Annotated in this window: 21 protein-coding genes; 13 read left to right on the top strand and 8 right to left on the bottom strand. The window is 63.6% G+C overall.

What is annotated here, in order from left to right; genetic code table 11:
- Positions 1-29 precede the first annotated feature (29 nt).
- The 3 genes from znuB to zur are packed head-to-tail and all read right to left on the bottom strand — an operon-like array spanning position 30 to position 2,081.
- A complete protein-coding gene (gene znuB, locus HX881_RS26710) occupies positions 30-818 on the bottom strand; it encodes a zinc ABC transporter permease subunit ZnuB (RefSeq protein ID WP_017129208.1) in 789 nt (262 codons plus the stop codon).
- Positions 811-1,599, bottom strand: a complete 789-nt coding sequence (znuC, locus tag HX881_RS26715) for a zinc ABC transporter ATP-binding protein ZnuC (protein ID WP_017129207.1) — start codon at positions 1,597-1,599, stop codon at positions 811-813. The genes znuB and znuC overlap by 8 nt, the downstream gene beginning before the upstream one ends.
- Positions 1,599-2,081: a zinc uptake transcriptional repressor Zur gene (gene zur / locus HX881_RS26720; protein ID WP_042936988.1), complete on the bottom strand. Its 483-nt coding sequence runs from the start codon at positions 2,079-2,081 to the stop codon at positions 1,599-1,601. The genes znuC and zur overlap by 1 nt, the downstream gene beginning before the upstream one ends.
- A gap of 59 nt (positions 2,082-2,140) precedes the next feature.
- On the opposite strand from zur, the gene HX881_RS26725 reads away from it, so the two are divergent.
- On the top strand, positions 2,141-3,070 hold the full coding sequence (locus HX881_RS26725) for a metal ABC transporter solute-binding protein, Zn/Mn family (protein ID WP_177087417.1): 930 nt from the start codon (positions 2,141-2,143) through the stop codon (positions 3,068-3,070).
- 205 nt (positions 3,071-3,275) lie between these two features.
- Here HX881_RS26725 and HX881_RS26730 read toward each other — a convergent pair whose 3' ends face one another.
- Positions 3,276-4,226, bottom strand: a complete 951-nt coding sequence (locus tag HX881_RS26730; RefSeq protein ID WP_177087419.1) for a homoserine kinase — start codon at positions 4,224-4,226, stop codon at positions 3,276-3,278.
- A gap of 58 nt (positions 4,227-4,284) precedes the next feature.
- Positions 4,285-4,575 carry a DUF2782 domain-containing protein gene (locus HX881_RS26735; protein ID WP_017129203.1) on the bottom strand — a complete coding sequence of 97 codons (291 nt, stop codon included), beginning with the start codon at positions 4,573-4,575 and terminating at the stop codon, positions 4,285-4,287.
- A 74-nt stretch (positions 4,576-4,649) separates the two neighbouring features.
- Between HX881_RS26735 and polA the strand changes: the two genes are divergently transcribed.
- Positions 4,650-7,460 carry a DNA polymerase I gene (gene polA, locus HX881_RS26740; RefSeq protein ID WP_177087421.1) on the top strand — a complete coding sequence of 937 codons (2,811 nt, stop codon included), beginning with the start codon at positions 4,650-4,652 and terminating at the stop codon, positions 7,458-7,460.
- A gap of 497 nt (positions 7,461-7,957) precedes the next feature.
- On the opposite strand, the gene yihA is transcribed toward polA, so the two are convergent.
- Positions 7,958-8,602 (bottom strand): ribosome biogenesis GTP-binding protein YihA/YsxC, encoded by a 645-nt coding sequence (gene yihA / locus HX881_RS26745; protein ID WP_177087423.1) that lies wholly within the window; start codon positions 8,600-8,602, stop codon positions 7,958-7,960.
- A gap of 188 nt (positions 8,603-8,790) precedes the next feature.
- Here yihA and HX881_RS26750 point away from each other — a divergent pair, with 188 nt between their 5' ends.
- The 7 genes from HX881_RS26750 (at position 8,791) to HX881_RS26780 (ending at position 16,219) form a co-directional block, all read left to right on the top strand.
- Positions 8,791-9,081, top strand: a complete 291-nt coding sequence (locus tag HX881_RS26750; RefSeq protein ID WP_042936980.1) for a c-type cytochrome — start codon at positions 8,791-8,793, stop codon at positions 9,079-9,081.
- Between the two features lie 45 nt (positions 9,082-9,126).
- Entirely contained in the window at positions 9,127-9,732 is a 606-nt protein-coding gene (locus HX881_RS26755; protein ID WP_017129199.1) for a c-type cytochrome, read from the top strand.
- A gap of 203 nt (positions 9,733-9,935) precedes the next feature.
- Positions 9,936-10,622 (top strand): thiol:disulfide interchange protein DsbA/DsbL, encoded by a 687-nt coding sequence (locus tag HX881_RS26760; protein ID WP_177087425.1) that lies wholly within the window; start codon positions 9,936-9,938, stop codon positions 10,620-10,622.
- Positions 10,623-10,633: 11 nt separating this feature from the next.
- Positions 10,634-11,491: an endonuclease/exonuclease/phosphatase family protein gene (locus HX881_RS26765; RefSeq protein WP_017129197.1), complete on the top strand. Its 858-nt coding sequence runs from the start codon at positions 10,634-10,636 to the stop codon at positions 11,489-11,491.
- Positions 11,492-11,510: 19 nt separating this feature from the next.
- Positions 11,511-13,646: a GGDEF domain-containing protein gene (locus tag HX881_RS26770; protein WP_177087427.1), complete on the top strand. Its 2,136-nt coding sequence runs from the start codon at positions 11,511-11,513 to the stop codon at positions 13,644-13,646.
- Between the two features lie 100 nt (positions 13,647-13,746).
- The gene (locus HX881_RS26775) at positions 13,747-14,526 is read left to right on the top strand and encodes an N-acetylmuramoyl-L-alanine amidase (protein ID WP_177087429.1); all 780 of its coding nucleotides are present in this window, start codon (positions 13,747-13,749) and stop codon (positions 14,524-14,526) included.
- A gap of 76 nt (positions 14,527-14,602) precedes the next feature.
- Positions 14,603-16,219 carry an EAL domain-containing protein gene (locus HX881_RS26780; RefSeq protein WP_177087471.1) on the top strand — a complete coding sequence of 539 codons (1,617 nt, stop codon included), beginning with the start codon at positions 14,603-14,605 and terminating at the stop codon, positions 16,217-16,219.
- A gap of 3 nt (positions 16,220-16,222) precedes the next feature.
- Here the strand turns inward: HX881_RS26780 and HX881_RS26785 are convergent, their stop codons facing one another.
- Both HX881_RS26785 and algB read right to left on the bottom strand, forming a co-directional pair.
- The gene (locus HX881_RS26785; protein ID WP_042936974.1) at positions 16,223-18,001 is read right to left on the bottom strand and encodes a KinB sensor domain-containing domain; all 1,779 of its coding nucleotides are present in this window, start codon (positions 17,999-18,001) and stop codon (positions 16,223-16,225) included.
- Between the two features lie 10 nt (positions 18,002-18,011).
- Complete coding sequence (algB, locus tag HX881_RS26790; protein ID WP_017129193.1) at positions 18,012-19,358, bottom strand: sigma-54-dependent response regulator transcription factor AlgB; 1,347 nt, start codon at positions 19,356-19,358, stop codon at positions 18,012-18,014.
- Positions 19,359-19,799: 441 nt separating this feature from the next.
- Between algB and HX881_RS26795 the strand changes: the two genes are divergently transcribed.
- The 4 genes from HX881_RS26795 (at position 19,800) to gltP (ending at position 22,823) form a co-directional block, all read left to right on the top strand.
- Complete coding sequence (locus HX881_RS26795) at positions 19,800-20,084, top strand: hypothetical protein (protein WP_017129192.1); 285 nt, start codon at positions 19,800-19,802, stop codon at positions 20,082-20,084.
- Between the two features lie 101 nt (positions 20,085-20,185).
- The gene (locus tag HX881_RS26800; RefSeq protein ID WP_007989444.1) at positions 20,186-20,350 is read left to right on the top strand and encodes a DUF1328 domain-containing protein; all 165 of its coding nucleotides are present in this window, start codon (positions 20,186-20,188) and stop codon (positions 20,348-20,350) included.
- Between the two features lie 2 nt (positions 20,351-20,352).
- Positions 20,353-20,820, top strand: coding sequence for an inhibitor of vertebrate lysozyme family protein (locus HX881_RS26805; RefSeq protein WP_017129191.1), 468 nt, complete (start codon positions 20,353-20,355; stop codon positions 20,818-20,820).
- Between the two features lie 671 nt (positions 20,821-21,491).
- Entirely contained in the window at positions 21,492-22,823 is a 1,332-nt protein-coding gene (gene gltP / locus HX881_RS26810; RefSeq protein WP_177062104.1) for a glutamate/aspartate:proton symporter GltP, read from the top strand.
- The last annotated feature ends 159 nt before the right edge of the window (positions 22,824-22,982 follow it).

The following is a 22,982-nucleotide window of genomic DNA, read 5'->3' on the forward strand; positions in this document are numbered from 1 at the left end:
CTCTCTAATTGCGCAAAAAACGAGCAAGTCTACACCCCTCTGCGTGGCAGGACAAAACTCAGCAGAAACAGCCCGGCGGCGGTGACCACGATCGACGGGCCGGCGGGGGTGTCCTTGAACCAGGAAAGCGCCAGCCCGCCGCATACCGCGAGCATCCCCAGGACGCTGGCGCCGAGGGCCATCTGTTCCGGTGAGCGGGCATGACGCTGGGCCGCCGCCGCCGGAATGATCAGCAGCGAGGTGATCAACAGCACGCCGACGATCTTCATCGCCACCGCGATCACCACGGCGATCAGCAGCATAAGGGCCATGCGCAGGGTCGCGACCGGCAGGCCTTCGACCGTCGCCAGTTCCTCGTGCACGGTGATCGCCAGCAGCGGCCGCCAGAGGCTGACCAGCAGTACCAGCACCGCCGCGCTGCCGCCGAGGATCCAGGCCAGGTCGGTGCTGCTGATCGCCAGCAGGTCGCCGAACAGGTAGGCCATCAGGTCGATGCGCACTTCGTGCATGAAGCTCAGGACCACCAGGCCAAGGGACAGGGTGCTGGGGGCGAGAATCCCCAGCAGCGTGTCGGAAGCCAGTGGCTGGCGCTGTTGCAGGGTCACCAGCAGCACCGCCAGCAGCAGGCAGCCGACGGTCACGGCCAGGGTCGGGCTGACATCCAGCAGAAAGCCCAGGGCCACGCCGAGCAAGGCGGCGTGGGACAGGGTGTCGCCGAAATAGGCCATGCGCCGCCAGACCACGAACGAGCCCAGCGGGCCCGCCACCAGCGCCAGGGCCAGGCCTGCGAGCAGGGCGTAGAGCAGAAAATCAGCCATGCTTGCAGCTATCTCCGTGAACGTGGACGTGGGCCGCCGGGGCCTCTTCGCTGACCACCGCGCCATGCAGGTCGTGGGCGTGGTCATGATGGTGGTGATAGATCGCCAGGCTCTGCGCGTTCTTGCCGAACAGCTCGACGAAGGCCGGGTCGCCGCTGACCTGCTCGGGATGGCCGGAGCAGCAGACATGACGGTTGAGGCAGACCACCTGGTCGGTGGTGCTCATCACCAGGTGCAGGTCGTGGGAGACCATCAGCACGCCGCAGCCATGGCGGTCGCGCAACCGGGTGATCAGGCTGTAGAGCTCGGCTTGCCCCGCGACGTCGACGCCCTGCACCGGTTCGTCGAGCACCAGCAGCTCGGGTTCGCGCAACAGCGCCCGGGCCAGCAGCACGCGCTGCATTTCGCCGCCGGAGATGCTTTGCACCGGACTGTCGATCACCTGTTCGGCACCGACTTCGCCCAGGGCGGCCAGCGCCCGGGCACGGTCGACCCCCGGCACCAGCCGCAGGAACCGCAGCACCGACAGCGGCAGGGTCGGATCGACGTGCAGCTTCTGCGGCATGTAGCCGACCCGCAGCTTCGGCTTGCGCCAGACACTGCCGCGGTCGGGCTTGAGCAGGCCGAGCACGGCGCGTACCAGAGTGGTCTTGCCGGCACCGTTGGGGCCGATCAGGGTGACGATCTGCCGGGGTTCGACGCTCAGGTGAATGTTGTCGAGCACGTTCTGCCCGGCAAAGGTCACGCCCACCTGCTCAAGGCGAATCAGCGCAGTGCTCATCAGGCCCCCTGGCAGCCCGAGCAGAGCCCGACCACTTCGACGGTCTGGGCTTCGACGATGAAGCCGACATCCCTGGCGCCCTGGATGATCGCGTCGCTGATGGCCTTCTGTTCGAGCTCGATGGCCGCGTGGCAACTGCGACAGATCAGGAACTGGCCCTGGTGGGCGTGCTCCGGATTGTTGCAGCCGACAAAGGCGTTGAGCGAGGCGATGCGATGGACCAGGCCGTTGTCCAGGAGGAAGTCCAGCGCCCGGTAGACCGTTGGTGGCGCGGCGCGGCGTCCGTCCTGCTCGCTGAGTACGGCGAGGATGTCGTAGGCGCCCAGTGGCTTGTGGCTCTGCCACACCAGTTCCAGCACCCGCCGCCGCAGGGCGGTCAGGCGCAGGCCTTGCCGCGCGCACAGGGCATCGGCCTCGGACAGCGCGCTGTGCACGCAGTGAGAGTGATCGTGGGGACGACTGGCAAGGGGTGTTTTAGGCATGAGAGCGGCGACGATTGTTGTGAGAGACGTTATTATGTTACCTGTTCCTGCCGCCTTGAGTGCCCATCGTGTCCCGTCTTTTTACCTTTTTTGTCGCTTTAAGCGCCGGTTTGTTCGTGATCGGCCCTGTCCAGGCCCAGGTCAACGTCCTGACCAGCATCAAGCCCCTGCAACTGATCGCCGCCGCGGTGCAGGACGGCGTGGACACGCCCGAGGTGCTGTTGCCGCCGGGGGCTTCGCCGCACAACTACGCGCTGCGGCCTTCCGACGTGCGCAAGGTGCAGTCGGTGGACCTGCTCTACTGGATCGGGCCGGACATGGAAAGCTTTCTGCCACGGGTGCTCAAGGGCCGCAGCCTGCCGGCCGTGGCGGTGCAGGACCTGCCGGGCATGAAGCTGCGCCGTTTCGCCGAAGACAGCCATTCCCATGCCGAAGACGCCGATGAGCACGACCACGACCACCGCCCGGGTTCGCTGGATGCACACTTGTGGCTGTCGACGGTGAATGCGCGGGTGATCGCCGCGCGCATGGCCGCCGACCTGAGCAAGGCCGATCCGGCCAACGCCCAGCGCTACCAGCACAATGTCGAGGCGTTCGACGGGCGCCTGGATGCGCTGGATGCGCGTCTGAAAGCGCGCCTGGCCGGCGTTGCCAACAAGCCGTACTTCGTTTTCCACGAGGCATTCGATTACTTCGAGGACGCCTACGGGCTCAAGCACACCGGCGTGTTCAGCGTGGCCGCCGAAGTGCAGCCCGGTGCCCAGCATGTCGCGGCGATGCGTACGCGCCTGCAGGAAGTCGGCAAGACCTGTGTGTTCAGCGAGCCGCCGTTGCGCCCGCGCCTGGCCGAGACCCTGGTCTCCGGCCTGCCGGTGAAACTGGCGGAGCTGGATGCCCTGGGCGGTTATACACCGGCGGCTGCCCATGGTTACGAGCAGGTGCTGGAGAAACTCGGCAACGACCTGGCGGGTTGCCTGGAATCCCTGTAGGAGCTGGCTTGCCAGCGATGAGGCCCTGAGGCCTTGCATCGCCTGATCGGCCGCCATCGCCAGCAAGCCGGCTCCTACAGGAGGCGTGTGTCGTCTGCCACTTCGGTGTTCGCCACAACGCCCTGTGGGAGCTGGCTTGCCAGCGATGAGGCCCTGGAGCCTTGCATCGCCTGATCGAGCACCATCGCCGGCAAGGGGAACGGTTTTACAGGGCAAACGGCAGCGGTGTGCTGATCTTCTGCCGCTGCGCCAGGCGCAGCTGGAACTCCATCGGATCGTGAATCAGCACGTCCTGTCCGGCAAAGGACTCGGCGGCGATCAGCCGGGACAGCCAGAAGCGCACGCACGCCACCCGCAGCAGTGTCGGCCACAACTCGGCCTCGGCCGCGGTAAAGGGCCGCAGGCCGGCGTAGGCCCCCAGCAGCGCCCGTGCGCGTTGGCCGTCGATCTGGCCGGCGTCGTCCGAGCACCAGTCATTCAAGGCAATCGCCACGTCATACAGCATCGGCCCGGAGCAGGCGTTGTAGAAGTCGATCAGGCCGGTCAGGTGCGTGCCTTCGAACATCGTGTTGTCACGGAACAGGTCGGCGTGGATGTTCGCCCGTGGCAGGGCGAGGATCTGCGCCTTGAGCCGGGTGATCTCATCCAGTGCCGCCTGCAGCAGGGCCTGGGGCTCGGCGCTCAGGTGCGACATGAACTGGGCGCCCTCTTCGAGCATCCAGTCCAGGCCGCGATCGGTGCGACGTTCGAGGATTCTGTCGCGGGTCGCCAAGTGCAGGTGGCCGAGCAGTTCGCCCACCTGCGCGCAATGCTGGGCATTGGCCTGCTTGATGTGCTTGCCGGCCAGGCGCGGTTGCAGCAGCGCCGGCTTGCCGGCCAGCTCGCGCAGGGCCTCGCCATCGGTGGTGCGCAGGGCGTAGGGCACCGGCAGGTCGGCGCCATGGAGCACGTCCAGCAGGTCGATGAAGAACGGCATTTCCTGGACCGGCCCGCGCTCCACCAGGGTCAGGACGTATTCGCCCTTCTCCAGGCTGATAAAGAAATTGGTGTTTTCGCTACCGGCGGCAATTCCCTGGAAATCGAGCAAACGACCGAGCCCGTAAGGGGCGAGAAAGGTTTCCAGCTCAGGCCGAGCCAGGGGGGTGAACACAGACATGGTTAGAACTGCCAGTACGGGCGCCGCGATTGAGCCGGCGCCGATCAAGGTTAAAGGGCTATTTCCATTCGAAGATCTTCCATGACGGAATCAGCATATCCGGCTGGTCCGAACGGATAAAGTTTGCATCACTTCCGTCGGCGCGTACCAGGAAGTAAGGCGGGGCACCCTTGGGGGTGACCTTGATGGCGTACAGAAAGCCATTTTGCCGGTACTCCTGGATGACTTTATCGCCTTCCGTGCGGATGGTGACTTCCGGATCGGCCGAGGGTGCGTCATCCGCGGCGATGGCCGCCAGCGGAGTGATCGCAAACAGGCCGGCCAACAACAGGCGATTGAGCGTGCGCATGATAACCTTGTCCCTTTGTCGTCAACGGTCCCGCTATTCTAGCGCCGGACCCGCCGAAAAGGTTGATCGTGCTCATGAGCAAAGCCCCTCTCGTCCTGGTGGACGGTTCTTCGTACCTCTACCGCGCGTTTCACGCGATGCCGCCGCTCACCACTTCCAAAGGTCTGCCGACCGGCGCGGTGAAGGGCGTCCTGAACATGCTCCGCAGCCTGCGCAAGCAGTACCCGGACAGCCCGTTTGCTGTGGTGTTCGACGCCAAGGGCGGGACCTTTCGCGACGAGATGTACGCCGACTACAAGGCCAACCGTCCGAGCATGCCCGATGACATGCGCGTGCAGATCGAACCGCTGCATGCCAGCGTCCGTGCCATGGGCTTCCCGCTGCTGTGCGTGGAAGGCGTGGAGGCCGACGATGTGATCGGCACCCTCGCCCGCAGCAGCGCGGCGGCGGACCGCCCGGTGGTGATTTCCACCGGCGACAAGGACATGGCGCAGTTGGTCGACGGGCACATTACCCTGGTCAACACCATGAACGAAACGTCCATGGACGTGGCTGGCGTGAAGGCGAAGTTTGGCGTCGCTCCCGAGCAGATCATCGACCTGCTGGCGCTGATGGGCGACTCTTCCGACAACATCCCCGGGGTCAAGGGCGTGGGCGAGAAGACTGCCGTCGCCCTGCTGGTGGGGGTCAACGGTGGCCTCAAGGAACTCTACGCCAACCTTGACCTGGTACCGACCCTGCCGATCCGTGGGGCGAAAACCCTGCCGGCCAAATTGCTCGAACATGAAGAAATGGCCTTCCTGTCCTACCGGCTGGCGACGATCAAGGTCGATGTGCCGCTGGATATCGGCCTGGAGGACCTGCACCTGGGCGAGCCGGACCGGGAAAAGCTCGCCGAGCTGTATGCCACGCTGGAGTTCAAGAGCTGGATCGACGAGTTGCAGCGCGAAGCCAAGCGCGCCGAACTGCAGGCCGTTGCCGAGTCCGCCCCGACAGCCCCCGAGCCGGCCGCCGCGGATGGTGTCGCAGCGGTGGAGCCGGTGTCCGGCGAGCCGCGGTACGAAACCATCCTCGACCAGGCCCGCTTCGATGTCTGGTTGCAGAAGCTCAAGGACGCCAGGTTGTTCGCCTTCGATACCGAAACCACCGGGATCGACGCCCAGCAGGCGCAGCTGGTCGGGCTTTCCTTTGCCGTGCAGGCCAATGAAGCGGCCTATATCCCGTTGACCCACTCCTATATAGGCGTGCCGGAGCAACTGGACCGTGACAGCGTGCTGCTGGCGCTGAAACCGCTGCTGGAAGACCCGGACAAGCTCAAGGTCGGCCAGCACGCCAAGTTCGACATGAATATCCTGGCCAATTGCGCCATCGGCGGCGACCCTTCGCAGGGCATCACCGTGCGCGGCATTGCCTTCGACACCATGCTCGAATCCTACGTGCTGAATTCCACCGCGACCCGTCACGACATGGACAGCCTGGCGAAGAAGTACCTCGACCACGACACCGTCAGCTTCCAGGACATCGCCGGCAAGGGCGCCAAGCAACTGACCTTCGACCAGATTCCCCTGGAACAGGCCGGCCACTATGCGGCGGAAGACGCCGACGTGACCCTGCGCCTGCACCAGGCGCTGCATGAGCAACTGGCCGCTATTCCGAGCCTGGCCAGCGTGCTCAGCGATATCGAGATCCCGCTGGTGCCGGTACTGGCCCGGATCGAGCGCCAGGGTGCCCTGGTGGACAAGGACCTGCTGGGCGTCCAGAGCATCGAGCTGGGCAACAAGATGGTCGAGCTGGAGCGCCAGGCGTTCGAGATCGCCGGTGAAGAGTTCAATCTCGGCTCGCCCAAGCAGTTGGGGGTCATTCTCTACGAGAAACTCGGCTTGCCGGTGCTGAAGAAGACTGGCAAGGGCCAGGCCTCCACCGCCGAGGAAGTCCTCGCCAAGCTGGCCGAAGACGACTATCCGCTGCCCAAGGTGCTGATGCAGTACCGCTCCATGAGCAAGCTCAAGAGCACCTACACCGATCGCCTGCCGGAGCAGATCAACCCGCGCACCGGGCGTATCCACACCTCCTATCACCAGGCCGTGGCCGCCACCGGGCGTCTGTCCTCCAGCGATCCGAACCTGCAGAACATCCCCGTGCGCACCGCCGAGGGGCGGCGCATCCGCCAGGCGTTTGTCGCCCCTAAGGGCTACAAGCTGCTGGCGGCGGACTATTCGCAGATCGAGCTGCGGATCATGGCCCACCTGTCGAAGGACGAAGGTCTGCTCAATGCCTTCCGCGACAACCTCGACGTGCACACGGCGACGGCGGCCGAGGTATTCAAGGTCGAGCTGGACGAGGTCACTTCCGACCAGCGGCGCAGCGCCAAGGCGATCAACTTCGGCCTGATCTACGGCATGGGCGCGCAGAAACTGGGCAAGGACATCGGCGTCGACACCAAGACCGCCAAGGCCTATATCGATGTCTACTTCGCCCGTTACCCAGGCGTTCGCGAGTACATGGAGCGCACCCGCGGCCAGGCATCGGAACAGGGCTACGTCGAGACCCTGTTCGGCCGCCGGCTGTACCTGCCGGATATCCATTCCAACCGGCCCCAGGAGCGCGCGGCGGCCGAGCGCACGGCGATCAACGCGCCGATGCAGGGCACCGCGGCGGACATCATCAAGAAGGCGATGGTCAAGGTGGACGACTGGCTGACCAGTTCCGGCCTGGATGCCAAGGTCATTCTCCAGGTGCACGACGAACTGGTGCTCGAGGTGCGTGAGGACCTGGTGGCCGAGGTCAGCGAGAAGATCCGCGAGCACATGAGCGGCGCGGTGCAGCTGGACGTGCCGTTGCTGGTCGAAGTCGGGGTGGGCAACAACTGGGACGAGGCGCACTGAGCCCGGATGCGCCGCGCTCACCTGTAGGAGCCGGCTTGCCGGCGATGAGGCCCTTGAGCCTTGCGGCGCCCATCCGGACGCCATCGCCAGCAAGCCGGCTCCTACGGAAACAGCATCGAAATGCCATTAGTTCTGAAATGTTCAGGGGCTATGCCAAATAGTTTTTGAAACAGTTCGGAACTAAACCGGTGAAACCGGACTCAGAGTTACTGAATGGCTGGTGAAGCCCTTCGATGCTCCTATGTTGTGTTAAGTGTTGGCAGATATCTGGACCCCGCCCTAGCGGTCCGGAACTTGGACCCCGAACTTCCCCTCCCCATACGAAGTCCGGGGTTTTTTTTGTCCCGAACGACCTGTGGTGCGCCCAGGCTGCGTTGAAAACGGACGAAAAACGCTCATTCAGGGCGCTGAACGCCGCTTTTTCGTCCGCGCTGGTCATTGATCGTTCCCACGCTCCGCGTGGGAATGCCGCCCCGGACGCTCCGCGTCCGCTCTGGTTATTCGGCCTGCGCTTCGCTTCCCTTGTCCGCCAGTTCCATCCAGTCCGCCAATACAGTGTAGGCCTCTTCCAGGCCCATGCGCTTGGGCGCCGAGAACAGCTGGATGGTCACCGCGTCGCCCCAGCCCTTGCGGATTTCCGCCTGGACCTTGAGCAGGGTGTTCTTCGCCGCGCCGTAGGTCAGCTTGTCCGCCTTGGTCAGCAGGATGTGCATCGGCATGCCGCTGGCGATCGCCCAGTCGAGCATCAGCAGGTCGAAGTCGGTCATTGGATGACGGATGTCCATCATCAGGATCAGGCCCTTCAGACTCTCGCGGCTGCCCAGGTAGGCTTCCAGGTGACGCTGCCAGTGTTGCTTGAGCGGGATCGGTACTTTTGCATAACCGTAGCCCGGAAGGTCGACCAGACGGCGTTCATCGTCTAGCTTGAAGAAGTTCAACAGCTGTGTGCGTCCCGGTGTTTTCGAGGTACGCGCCAGGCTGGCGTGGGTCAGGGTGTTCAGCGCACTGGACTTGCCGGCATTGGAACGGCCGGCAAAGGCCACTTCAAAGCCTTCGTCGTCCGGGCACTGGTCGACTTTGGCCGCGCTGAGCATGAAGGTGGACTGTTGGCACAGGCCGAGAATGGGATTCTTGAGTTGCATGGGATTTCCGATGTGGGCGGTGCCGGGGGGCGCGACAAGCTGTGTCGTTTCCGTTTCAGTAGCGCCAGTATATAATGCCGCAGATTTTGTGTGCGCTTTGTCCCAACGTAGGATGAAGAACACGGGGACGATTGACCCAGGCTGCGCAATAGAACGCGGCACGTTCCCAACCCTGAAAAGGTCGTTTCATGACTAGATGGCTGCTCGTTGTCGGTGTCCTGATACCGCTTTGCGGCGCTCAGGCTACACAGGATCCGGAAGCCGTGTACAACCGTGTTTGCAGTGCCTGTCATGCCGGACAGCTGCCGATGGCCCCGAAGAAGGGCGATCAGGTCGCCTGGAAGCCAAGAATGGCCCAAGGCATGGACGTGCTGGTGCAACACGTGACTCAGGGTTTCAAGGCGATGCCGCCGCGTGGTTTGTGCATGGACTGCAGTGCCGAGGATTACCGAAGCATCATCCAGTGGATGAGCGAGTAAGCCCGGTCCATAACTCTTAACCCTTAGCCGTAGTTGGATTAGCTGATGAACAAATTGATCGTGAGTCTGCTGTTGACCCTGGGGATCACCGGCCTCGCCCATGCCGCAGGCGACGCCGCTGCCGGTCAGGCAAAAGCCGCTGTGTGTGGTGCCTGCCATGGTCCTGATGGCAACAGCATGGCGCCCAACTTTCCGAAACTGGCGGGCCAGGGCGAGCGTTACCTGGACAAGCAACTGCACGACATCAAGTCGGGCAAGCGTACCGTCCTAGAGATGACCGGCCTGCTGACCAACCTCAGCGACCAGGACATTGCCGACGTCGCCGCCTATTTCGCCAGCCAGAAGGGCAGTGTCGGCGCCGCCGATCCGAAGGTCGTGGCTCGCGGTGAAGAGTTGTTCCGTGGCGGCAAGCTGGACCAGGGCATGCCGTCCTGCACCGGTTGCCACTCGCCCAACGGCGCGGGCAACGCCGCCGCCGGCTTCCCGCACCTGGGCGGCCAGCACGCGCAGTACGTCGCCAAGCAGCTGACCGACTTCCGCGAAGGGACCCGCACCAACGACGGCGACAGCAAGATCATGCAGAGCATCGCCGCGAAGCTGAGCAACAAGGATATCGAGGCGGTTTCCAGCTACGTGCAGGGCCTGCACTGAGTTGGAGTCGGCCGGCGGGATGAAAGAGGCGTATCTTTCCCCGCGTTAATGATCGATTAATCCTTCGCTGCAACGATAAAAGGGTGGCCTTGGCCGCCCTTTTTTGTGGCCGCTGCCGTTACACTAACGAACTAAGAGCCCGCTCGGTCTGTCTGAAATACAGGTCGCGACGGAAGCGACGTCTTAATGTCCAGGAGTAAAGCATGCGTAATCTGATCCTCAGCGCCGCACTCGTCACCGCCAGCCTGTTCGGCATGACGGCCCAGGCAGCCGACGTACCGTTGAAACCCGGTGAGACCTATGTGGAGCTGGCGAACCCGGGACAGGTTGCTGTTCCCGGCAAGGTCGAAGTGATCGAGTTTTTCTGGTACGGCTGCCCGCATTGCTATGCTTTTGAACCGACCATCAATCCGTGGGCCGAAAAGCTGCCTGCCGATGTGAATTTCGTGCGTATCCCGGCCATGTTCGGCGGTGCGTGGGATGTTCATGGTCGTCTGTTCCTGACCCTCGACACGATGGGCGTGGAAAGCAAGGTGCATTCCGCCGTCTTTGATGCGATTCAAAAGCAGCACAAGCGTCTGCTCCTGGACATCGACAAGGATACGAACGACGCCGCTGTTATTCCCGATGATCTGGCCGAGCTCCTGGCAGCCAACAATATCGACAAGGAGAAGTTCCGGCAGACCTTCAACTCCTTCGCCATCAAGGGCAAGATTGTCCAGGCTAAAAAGCTGGCCACCCAGTACCAGATCACTGGCGTACCGACCATGATCGTCAACGGCAAGTACCGCTTCGACCTCGGCACCGCCGGCGGTCCGGAAGCGGCGCTGAACGTGGCCGATCAGCTGATCGCCAAAGAGCGGGCGGCCGGCGCGACAGCCGCCAAGTAAGGCGCCCGGCCATGGCTCGCTGGGGTTCGGAACGCATCGTTGGCCTTCATGAGCCGAAGGTCAACGAACACCATCTGGAAGCCAGCGGCCTGCCGGCGGACAACCGCCTGAGGCTGCTCAGCTTCAATATCCAGGTCGGTATCAGCACCCAGCGTTACCGGCATTACCTGACCCGTGGCTGGCAGCACCTGCTGCCGCACACCGGGCGGGCCGACAACCTGCAGAAGATCGGCGGCCTGCTCGGCGATTTCGACCTGGTGGCCCTGCAGGAAGCCGATGGCGGCAGCCTGCGCTCGGGCTACATCAATCAGGTCGAGCACCTGGCCCAGCTCGGGGCCTTTCCCTACTGGTACCAGCAACTCAATCGCAACCTCGGTCGCCTGGCCCAGCACAGCAATGGCGTGCTCAGCCGCCTGCGTCCCTGGGCGATCGAGGATCATCCGCTGCCCGGTCCCGCCGGTCGCGGCGCCATCCTGGTGCGGTTCGGCGAAGGCCCGGAGGCGCTGGTGGTGGTCATGATGCACCTGGCACTGGGCGCCCGTACGCGGACCCGGCAACTGGCGTATATCCGTGAGCTGATCGGCGGCTTCAAGCACCAGGTGCTGATGGGCGACATGAACACCCATGCCAGTGACCTGCTGCAACACTCGCCCCTGCGTGACCTGGGGCTGGTTGCACCGCAGGTCGAGGCGACCTTTCCCAGCTGGCGTCCGCAACGCTGCCTTGATCATATCCTGCTCAGCCCGACCCTGACCCTGGAGCGGGTACAGGTGCTGGCCCAGCCGATTTCCGATCATTTACCGGTTGCCGTGGAAATTCGCCTGCCAGGTTCCATCGGTTCTGATACGTTGCCGGCCTTGAGTAGCTAAATCTCGCGGACGCCGTGCAATGAGCAGCGAAGAAGCCCAGCGCTGGAAAGAGAAGTACCTTAAAAGCATCGAACAACAGGAAAAGCTCGAGCGCCGCTGGGATGCTCGCCTGGACCTGCTTCGCCGTGGGCTGGTGCGCAGCACCCTGGCGGCGGAAGGTACCGATCGCGCGGTCGACCAGTGCATGAAGGAAATGCGCGAGGTGGTGCGCACCGACGATATGGACGGCCCCCTGGCGGCCCTGTTGCCACGCCTGGAAAAAGCCGTGCTCGACTCCGAGCAGCGGCGCGAGACCCGTGTCGAGCAGATCAGCACCGCCTTGACGGCCCTGGTGACCCAGTTGCAGTCCCTGCCGCTGCCGCGAGAAGTCAGCCGGCCACTGAAGAACTTCGCCAAGCAGCTCGATGGCCGGGTCGGCCAGGCCCGCGAGATTCCCCTGCTGCTCAGCGAACTGAGCGGCTTGCAGGGCAAGGCCCTGACCCAGCTTGAACAGCCTGCCGGGCCGGAGCGTCCGGGACTGTTGCAGCGTTTGTTCGGCTCGAAAGAACCGGTGGAACCAGCGACTGACGCCGCCCCGCCCCAGGCGCCTGTCGCCGCCCCTCCAGCCGCGGTGCCGGTTGCTTCGCCGCTGTCGGTGGAGCCTGCAGCGAAGATGGATAGCGCGTCACCCGCGCCCGAGCATGTCACTCCAGTCGTGGCGGTTGCGTCCGTTGCCGACGCTCCCGCAGTCGCGGCTAGCGAGCCGGAGCCGCAGGTCGAGACGGTGTTGCCGGCGGTCCCCGCCGAAGTGGTTGCCTACGCGCCGCCCGTGGTGCTTTCCGGGCCGGTCCCGGCGCCTGCCAGCGCACCGGCACCGGACGCGCCGGCAGCCAGCGATGCCGTGGTCGCGCCAGTGGTCGAGGTGGCACCCGCGGCGCCGGCGGAACCCGCGCCTGCCACCGTTGAAACCCCCGACCAGCCCGAGGCGGTCACCCCCGTGCCGCCTCCTGCTCCGGCATTCCTCGACAGCCTGCCGTTGCCGCCGGTGATGGCCGAGGCCCTGGCGGCGGTCGATCCCGAAGCTGCCGAGCCGGATGTGCTGTATGCGCTGCCGGAATCGCCGGAACCGTCCTACAGCTCCGTGGCCGAGCATATCGAGTCCACCCTGCTCGGCCTGCTGGACGACCTGACGCTGCCCGAGCGTCATCGCCCCCATGCCGAAGCCATGCGTCATCGACTCGAACATGGGCTCAATTGGTACGAGTTGCTGCCGATCCTCGACGATCTGGCGGTGCTGATGCTGGCGATCAACGACAGCGGCCAGCATGAGTTCGAGGTGTATCTCAAGCAGCTCAACGAACGGCTGGAGTCGTTCCAGAGCCATCTCCAGGCGGCCAGCGAGGGCCATGCCGAAGGTCGCTCGGTGGCGAATGAATTGCACAGCCAGTTGCGTGAGCATGTCGGTGGCCTGCAGAGCAGCGTGCAGGACGCCGCCGATCTCGACAGCCTCAAGCATGTGCTGGAAAACCGCCTCGAAGGTCTGCTGGGCACCATGGACCAGCATCAGCAGCAACGCGATCTGCGCGAACAGGAAGTCGCCGCCCGCCTGCAAAGCCTGGCCGAGCGCGTCGCGCACATGGAGCAGGAAGCCCAGGGCTATCGCGATCACCTCGAAGAACAGCGGCAAAAGGCCCTGATCGATCCGCTCACCGGCCTGCCCAACCGCGCCGCCTGGAGCGAGCGCCTGGACCATGAGGTCGCGCAATGGCAGCAGCATGGCAATACCCTGCTGATCGCTATGCTCGATCTCGATCATTTCAAGCGCATCAATGACAACTACGGCCACCTGGCCGGTGACAAGGTGCTGAAGATCATCGCCAGCGTATTGCGCAAGCGTCTGCGCCCCAGCGACTTCATCGCCCGTTTCGGCGGCGAGGAATTCGTCCTGCTGGTGCCGGGGACGCCAGTGGCGGCGGGACTCAAGCTGGCCGAGAACCTGCGGGCGGCCATTGAAGCCTGCCCTTTCCACTTCAAGGGCGAGCGCGTCACCATCACCGTGTCGATCGGGGTCTCGGCGTTCAAGGCCGGCGAGCGTAGCGATCATGTGCTCAAAAGAGCCGATGAGGCGCTCTACCGGGCCAAGGATGCCGGGCGCAACCGGGTGGAGCTGGGCTGAACGGGACCTGTCGTTTTGTGACAGAGTCTTGCTTTGGCCGGTGCCGGCGCCTTCCGTACGTTATGCTAGTGCGCTACTGCCCTGGCTTGTCGTCTCTCTCATGAAATTGCTCCCTCTTCTTTTCGCGGCCCTGGTGCTGGCGGGTTGCTCCAGCGGCCCGCGCATCGATAGCAGCCACCCTTCGGTCAATCACGATAACCGCGTGCAATTCGTCGTCGTCCACTACACCTCGGCGAACATGGAAAATTCGTTGCGCCTGCTGACCCATGGCCAGGTCAGCAGCCATTACCTGATCGGCGACGACAATCCCGCGACCATCTACAAGCTGGTGGATGAAAGCCAGCGCGCCTGGCACGCCGGGGAAAGCGAGTGGCAGGGGCGCACCTGGCTCAACTCCAGCTCGATCGGCATCGAAATCGTCAATCCGGGTTTTCGCGATACACCGACCGGGCGCGTCTGGTATCCCTACAGCGAAGCCCAGGTCCAGGCCCTGGTCGTCCTGCTCAAGGACATCGTCAAGCGCAACCATATCGAGCCACGCCATGTGATCGGCCACAGCGATATCGCGCCGTTGCGCAAACAGGATCCCGGGCCACTGTTCCCCTGGAAGCGCCTGGCCGCCGAAGGCCTGGGGGTCTGGCCGGACGAGCAGGCTGTGGCGCGCCAGCAGGAGGTTTACGCCTATCAGTTGCCGAGCGCGACCTGGTTCCAGCAGCAGCTCCAGTACCTGGGCTACAGCACGCCGCAGACCGGCGAATGGGACGTGGCCACGCGGCATGTGCTGGCGGCGTTCCAGATGCACTTCCGTCCGGGGCGTTTCGATGGCGTCGCCGATGCACAGAGTGCGGCGATCCTGCAGGTGCTTAACCGGTCAAAATAATGTCACCGCCGGACGGTTAGCGCTATTTTGCCAATCAGTTGCTATAACTCATTGGTAATTCTTCGGATATTCCATGATGCCGGCCGCTCGCGAGACGTTGCGCTCCTGGTTCCATCGTCCCTGGTCGCTGGCGTTGCTCGCGGCCACGATCAGTACTGCCTTGCTGCTCAGCGGCAGCCTGGGTGTGGTGGTGCGCCAGGTGCGGCAGCATGAAAGCGAGCAGATGAATGCCCAGGGCCAGCGTTTCCTCGAGCGCCTGGAGCAGCTTTTCGGCCAGTTGCGTGAAGGCCTCGATCTGCTCGAGGCCCAGCCCCTGCGCGATTGCGACGCGCAGATGATCGATACCCTGCAGCAACTGAGCTTCAGCTACCGGTTTATCTACGAAGCGTTCTACATCGATGCCGTGCAGTCCTGTTCCAACCGGCCCCGACAGGATTCACAGGTCTCCTCCCGGGCGCCGGATATCCGTGGCCCGACCTACAGCTACTGGCTCAACACCTCGACCCAGCCCAACGATAACCTCGCGGCCCTGATGCTCGGGCGCGGCAACTTCCGGGTCTCCACCTCCCGCGGCCATCTGACCGATGTCGTCGAACTGCCGCCCGGCGCCAGCCTGCTGGTGGTGGTCAATCACGGCAAGCGGGCGATTCCGGTCCTGGGGCCGGTGCAGGATTGGCCGCCGCGGGGCTGGACGACCCAGGGCAAGGACCCGCTGCTGATCACTGATCAGGAATTGATCTATCGCATGCCGACCCGAACCCCCGAGTACCAGTTGGTGATGGTGGCCCCGCGCAGTGCCATGCAGTTGCAGTTCAACCCCCTCTGGTGGTGGCTGCTGCCCGCCAGCCTGTTGATCGCAGCCTGTATCGGCGGCCTGACCCTGCAGTTCGCCCGGCAGCGGCAATCGCTCAATGGCGAGTTGCAGGGGGCGTTGCGTCGGGGCGAGTTGCAGGTGCTCTACCAGCCGATCTTCGAGCTGAGCAGTCGCCATTGTGTCGGTGCCGAGGCGCTGATCCGCTGGCGTCGCCCGGACGGCACGCTGACCAGCCCGGACCTGTTCATTCCCCTGGCGGAAGACACCGGACAGATCCGCCAGATCACCGACTTTGTCCTGCAGCGCCTGCTGGAACAGCTCGGGCCGGTGCTGCGGGCCAATCCGCAGCTGTATATCTCGGTCAACCTGGCGGCCTGCGATGTGATGGTCCCGCGTATCGGCGAAGTCATCGGCCGCCTGCTGCGGGCGCACCGGGTGGCGGCCAGCCAGATTGCCTTCGAGGTGACGGAGCGCGGCCTGATCGATGTCGTGGTGGCGCGGGACAACCTGCAGGCCCTGCGCGATGTCGGGCACCAGGTGCTGATCGACGACTTCGGCACCGGCTATTGCAGCCTCGCCTACCTGCAGACGCTGCCGGTGGACTGCCTGAAGATCGACAAGGCGTTTATCGATGCACTGGGGCACGACGCGGCCAGCAGCGGTGTCGCGCCGCACATCATCCGCATGGCCCATGCCCTGCAGTTGCGGGTGATTGCCGAAGGTATCGAGTACGAGGCCCAGGCCATGCTGCTCAGCAGCGAAGGCGTCAACTACGGGCAGGGCTGGCTGTTCGCCCAGGCGCTGACGGCGGTGCAATTCATCGAGATGATCACCCGTGGCCGGCGCCTGACTGCGAGGCGTATCGACGACGAGGCTTAGGCCCTAGAGTGGCAGCGCCATATAGAACTGGGTGCCCTGCCCCGGTCTTGAGTAGACGCCCATGCGTCCGCCGTGCAACTGGACGATTTCCTTGCACAGGGCCAGGCCCAGGCCGGCCCCGCCTTTCTTGCGTCCGACCTGGACGAAGGGTTCGAAGATCCGCCCCTGCTGGCCGTAGGCGATGCCCTCGCCGTTGTCTTCGACACTGATGATCACCCGCTCGCCATGCCGCCGCGCCTGCAGGCGGATCTGTCCGCCGTCTGCGGTGTGGCGCAGGGCGTTGTCCAGCAGGTTGTCGATCACCCGTTCCAGTTGCGGATGGTCGGCGTGCAGGCGCGGCAGCGGCGGCTGGACCTCGATCTGCAGGTCGATACCCTGGCGCAGGGCCTGGTCGGCAAAACGGTCGCGGGCTTTTTCCAGCAGTTCTTCAATGTCGCAGGGCGCCAGCGTGAGCTTTTGCAGGCCGTTCTGGTAGCGCGAGAAATTCAGCAGGTCGTTGATCAGCTGCATCAGGCGCTGCATTTCTTCGTTGACCGTGTTCAGCAGGTCCGCTTCCCGCGATTCGCTGTCGAAGTGCACGCGCTCCTGCAACAGGCCGAAGGCCATGTGCATGCCGGTCACGGGGGTGCGCAGCTCGTGGGAGGCGCGCAGGACGAACTCGCTGCGCACACGCTCGAAGGCCCGCTGCTCGGTGACGTCGTGCAGCACCATGACCGCACCGAGGATATGTCCCTGGGGATGGCTGACCGGCGTCAGGCTGTAGGTCAGCAGGCGGGATTCGCCTTCGACCTCCACCTCGAGGTCCTCCGGTGCCCGTTCCAGGCTGCCGCCGCGCAGGATCAGGCTCAGTTGCTCGTCCAGCTCCGGCCGCCCGAGGGCGTCGCCCAGGCCCTGGCCGAGACGCTCGGCATCCCAACCCAACTGGCGTTGGGCCACCGGGTTGAGGTGTTCCAGGTGACCCTGGCGATCGATCATCAGCAGCCCGTCGTCGATGCTGTCGAGCACCGATTGCAAGCGCTGCTGGCCGGTCAGCAGCTCATCGATATTGGTTGCCTGGTGCTGGCGCAGGGCCTCGGCCATGATGCCGAAGCGGCGGGTCAGCTGGTTCAGTTCATCGGCGGAGGAAATCGGCAGGGTGACTTCGAAGTTGCCCTGGCCGATATGGTCCGCCGCCTTGGCCAGCGCCTCGATGGGCGCGCCGAAACGCTGGGCGATACCGTGGGCGGTGATAAAGCCGACGATCAGTACCGCCAGCCCGACCACGCCCAGCAGGCCGGCGATCAGCAGGGCGCGGTCACGGGCTTCGCTTTCCGTGGCGCTGATGTTTTCCAGGGCCTGCCTGTGTTCGACGATCAGGCCGTTGCGCAGGGTGTTGAAGCTCTCGGTGAGCTCGTCGTTGCCGGCCATACCGTTGCGGGAGCGGTCGAAGACCTGCAGGAAGTGCTCGTAGTCGATGCGGGCCTGGGCGAAGCCGCCGCGCAGGTCGCTGTTCTGTTCGTGGTCGATGCCTTCGCGCAGCAGTTCCTGATAGTGCGCGCGCGCGGCCTGGAGGGCTGCCTGGTCGGGCTTTTCGCTGAGCATGATGATCAACTGGTCGCCCAGGCTCTGGCGCAGCTTGAGGCCCAGGTCGAGGGTGGTGAAGTTGTCGCCGATCAATGACTCCTGGCTCTTGGCCATTTGCATCACGCCCACCAGGCCCAGCAGCAAGCCCAGCAGGGCCACGGTGATCAGTGCCGAAATGCTCAGGAACAGCCGGGTGCGCAACTTCATCGCAAGCTTCATGGGCGCTGGCTCACAGGTTGTACTGTTTGCGTTTGCGGTACAGCGTCGAGGCGTCGATACCCAGGGTCCTGGCGGCCTGGTCGAGGGTGTCGCTGGTGGCCAGGACCGCGCCGATATGGGCTTTCTCCAGCTCGTCCAGGCTCATCGAGGCACCGATGCGCGGGGCGTTGTTGGTCGGTTGCTCGGCCATGCCGAGGTGGCTGATCTCCACGCGTTCCTGCGGGCAGATGATACTGGCGCGTTCGACCACGTTGCGCAGTTCACGGATATTGCCCGGCCAGCGGTAGTTGATCAGCGCCTCGCGGGCCTCGTCGCTGAAGCCACGGGCGGGCCGGGCGTACTCCTTGACGAAGCGCGCGAGGAAACGGTCGGCCAGGGTCAGGATGTCCTCGCTGCGTTCGCGCAGGGGTGGCAGGTGCAGGGTGATGACGTTCAGCCGGTAGAGCAGGTCTTCGCGGAAGCGTCCGTCGCGCACCATGTCTTCCAGGTTCAGGTTGGTGGCGGCGAGGATGCGCACGTCGGCCCGGCGGGTCACGGGATCGCCGACCCGTTCGTATTCCTTGTCCTGGATAAACCGCAGCAGCTTGGGTTGCAGGGTCAGCGGGAAATCGCCGATCTCGTCGAGGAACAGGGTGCCGCCGTCGGCCTGGTTGACCCGGCCCAGGGTGCTTTCGCTGGCACCGGTAAAGGCTCCGCGGCTATGGCCGAACAACTCGCTTTCCATCAGTTCGGCGGTCAGCGACGGGCAGTTGATGGTGACGCAGGATTTCTTCGCGCGTTTGCTCCAGCCGTGGATGGCCCGGGCCAGTTCGCCCTTGCCGGTCCCGGATTCGCCGAGAATGAGAATGTTGGCGTCGGTACCCGCGACCTGGCGGGCGGTTTCCAGCACCGCCATCATCGACGGGCTGTGAGAGTCGAGGCCGTCCTTGGGCTTGCGCACTTCGCCTTCGAGGGCCTCCAGGCGTGCCGACAACTGCCGGACTTCCAGCTGCTTGGCCGTGGCCAGGCGCAGTTGATCGGGGCTGCAAGGCTTGACCAGGTAGTCGGCGGCGCCGGCCTGGATCGCGTCGACCGCGGTGTCGACGGCAGAGTGGGCCGTGACGATCACCACCCGCATCCACGGCGCCTGGATGCGCATCTGGGCGAGCACGTCGAGGCCGTTGTCTTCGCCCAGGCGCAGGTCGAGGAAGCACAGGTCGAATACCTGGCGCTGCAGCAGGGTGTCGGCCTGGGCGGCGCTGTTGGCCGTGGCGACGCTATAGCCTTCGTCTTCCAGGCAGTAGCGAAAGGTGCGAAGGATGGCGGACTCATCATCCACCAGCAGAATACGGCCTTGGTGTTCCGTGGCGGATTCCATGTCCCACGCTCCTTAATTATGAATGTTCCTGATGGATCCCGGACGGGTCGGGCAGGTTGCATGATCCCTTCTGATCGAGGCCATGACCTGCAGGGTAACGGTCTCTACCCCTGATTGCTAACCCGCTGATTTCGGGAATTTTTTGATCTCTTTGCTTCCGACAGCCGACGCCTCAGCTAATTCCGGCTGATTTGTGGCTGATTTGTTCCAGCATTCTAGGCGCTCTTGCATGAACCTATCGTGCATTTCGCACGACCACAATCCGGGCATCGTGCAGGATGCTGCTCCGCGTTGTTTTTGTTTGTTTATAACTCACTGATTTCATTGGTATTTATCTGACAAAAAAGCTGGCATGCAGGCTGCAATAGTCTTCTTGCCCGAGGTTGAACCGGCCCTCGCCGCGTCAACCCAGAATAAATACTGTGTCGGAGGAGCTTCAGGATGAATCGCCAACGTGCCGCGCAATTGCGTATCTCGCCACTGCACTTGCAGCAAGGGCTGTTTGCCCTCCTGGCGTTGCTCGTGACGCTGATCGCGGGCCAGGCGTTTCAACGCTGGAGCCAGCCGGTGGTCGAAGCGCGCCCCATGTTTTTCCATGCCCCGACCCAGACTCATTTCAGCGCTGCCGGACCGGCTTCGGTCGACCGCGGCGCCTACACCCTGATGCCGGTCGAGCAAGCCGAGTCGCCGGCCGATCTGCCACGGCAGGAGCGCTGGGTGTTCTAGGCAACAGGCGGAAAGCCGCAGGGCGTTTCGCAGCAGCAAGCAGTAACAGGCAGTAAAAGGCAGCAGCCAAAAAAATGCAGGTCTAGGTAAGGAGAATCATCATGTTGAGCTGGGCAATCACATTCCTGATCATTGCCATAGTCGCCGCAGTGCTGGGCTTCGGTGGTATCGCGGGCACCGCCACGGGTATCGCCAAGATTCTCTTTGTCGTGTTCCTGGTGATGTTTGTCGCGTCGTTCTTCTTCGGTCGGCGCGGACGGGGCTGAACATGTTCTTGCCAACCCTCAGGGTCCTCGTCGCCGGCGTGATGCTGGGCGGCGGCGGCCTGGCGCTGGCGGCCAACGACGGCCAGACTCGGGCCAACGAGCTCTTGAGCTCTTCCCCCGAGTACCGCCAGGCCTGGCAGGACGTGGTGAAGAAAGAGGAGCGCCTGCCGGAATGGGTGATGAACCTGTCGGGCAGCGCCGAGCAGATGAACGCGGTGCAGGAGGATGGCGACAAATACCTCGTCGGCCCCTTGTGCGAAACCGCGGACACTTGCCTCAACAAGCGCCTGATCGTCGCCTTCGGTCTCGACAAGAAAGACGCCTATGCGATGTTGGTGGAAGTGCCGGCCGGACTGCCCGCCGACAAGTCGCCAACCCGTCATGCCGACTATCGTTTCCTCGGCAAGCCGGACGCGGGCATGCAGGCACTGTTGAAGGAGCAACTGAAGAAAGACCCGAACTGGTACTGAGTTCGATGCATTGAAAGAGCAGAAGCCCGACATGGGTTTCTACCCCTGCACCGCCCGAGGACGGCGGGTGCATGACCAGGGGGCCGGGATGTTCTGATTGTTTCAGGATCGGAGCGACCTACGGGTACAGGGAGTGCCTGCGCAAGGGCCGGGTCAGGCGAAGGCAACAGGCGGCAATCTGCAGGGCGGTCCCTGTGGCTTGCCGCTGTTTCGTCGCTATGTCGTTCTGACATTAAGTGCTGATTAGTATCGGATCCAACCCGCGTCGCGACCGTATATCTAGAAAAATCCCTCGCTGGTGTTCTGCCAACCCTTGAATCTGTAAGACTTTTACGCAAGTTCTGTAGTCTTTTATTCGTCCCTTGAGATAAGAGTAATTGCTCTGGAATGGCCGGTTTACGGTAGTTTCAGCGGCAGAAACGTCTTGTTCTCGGTGCTGTGGAAGCCTGTTTCAGCCGACGTAGTCCATGCCGATTCGGCATAGGGTAGGCGTTTACGGCATTAGACGTGCCACCCTTGCATCGGAATAGTTGCGCCTTTTTTCGCCTGCCAAAGAGCCTTCAGGCTCGCTCGCGGTGACCTTCCATGAGGCAGATGCCCATCCTTTGCGCGCGCCAAGACGTGCGGGCAAGAGGCTTCTGCCCGAGTCAACTTGAAGTAAGGGTAATGACATGAAGAAGGCAAAGCTCAGCCTCGCCTGGCAGATCCTCATCGGTCTGGTACTGGGGATTGCAATCGGCGCGCTGCTCAACCATTTCAGTGCCGAAAAGGCCTGGTGGGTCGGTAATGTCCTGCAACCGGCGGGCGACATCTTTATCCGCCTGATCAAGATGATCGTGATCCCGATTGTCATTTCCTCGCTGGTGGTCGGCATCGCCGGTGTCGGCGATGCGAAGAAGCTGGGACGCATCGGCCTCAAGACCATCATCTACTTCGAAATTGTCACCACCATCGCCATTGTCGTCGGCCTGCTGCTGGCCAACGTGTTCCATCCGGGCACGGGCATCGACATGAGCACCCTCGGTACCGTGGATATCTCCAAGTACCAGGCGACTGCCGCCGAAGTGCAGCATGAGCATGCGTTCATCGAAACCATCCTCAACCTGATTCCCTCGAACATCTTTGCCGCCATGGCGCGTGGCGAGATGCTGCCGATCATCTTCTTCTCGGTGCTGTTCGGCCTCGGGCTGTCGAGCCTGCAGGCGGAACTGCGCGACCCGCTGGTGAAGATGTTCCAGGGCGTCTCGGAAAGCATGTTCAAGGTCACCCACATGATCATGAATTACGCGCCGATCGGTGTGTTCGCCCTGATCGCGGTGACCGTGGCCAACTTCGGTTTCGCCTCGCTGCTGCCTCTGGCCAAGCTGGTGGTGCTGGTCTACGTGGCGATCATCTTCTTCGCCTTTGTCGTGCTCGGCCTGATTGCCCGTCTGTTCGGGTTCTCGGTGCTCAAGCTGATGCGCATCTTCAAGGACGAGCTGGTCCTGGCCTACTCCACCGCCAGTTCGGAAACCGTGTTGCCACGGGTGATCGAGAAGATGGAAGCCTACGGTGCGCCGAAGGCCATCTGCAGCTTCGTGGTCCCGACCGGCTACTCGTTCAACCTCGACGGTTCGACCCTGTACCAGAGCATCGCGGCGATCTTCATTGCCCAGCTGTACGGCATCGACCTGTCCATCAGCCAGCAATTGCTGCTGGTGCTGACGCTGATGGTTACTTCCAAGGGCATTGCCGGCGTACCGGGCGTGTCCTTCGTGGTGCTGCTGGCGACCCTGGGCAGCGTGGGCATTCCGCTGGAAGGCCTGGCCTTCATCGCCGGTGTCGACCGCGTGATGGACATGGCGCGTACCGCCCTGAACGTGATCGGCAATGCCCTGGCGGTGCTGGTGATCGCCCGTTGGGAAGGCATGTACGACGATGCCAAGGGCCAGCGCTACTGGAATTCCCTGCCGCACTGGCGCAGCAAGGAGCCGCTGCCGGCCGGCGAGACCGCCAAGGGCTGATGACCGGGCATTCCCATGCTCCGCGTGGGAATGCTTCACCGGATGCTCCGCGTCCGGCTTTTCGGCGGCGACGCAGAGCGTCGAGGGCTGCATTCCCACGCGGAGCGTGGGAACGATCAGCGGTACAGACAAACCCCGGACTTTCCGGGGTTTGTTGTT

It is taken from the genome of Pseudomonas gingeri (assembly GCF_013386115.1).
GTDB lineage: Bacteria > Pseudomonadota > Gammaproteobacteria > Pseudomonadales > Pseudomonadaceae > Aquipseudomonas > Aquipseudomonas gingeri.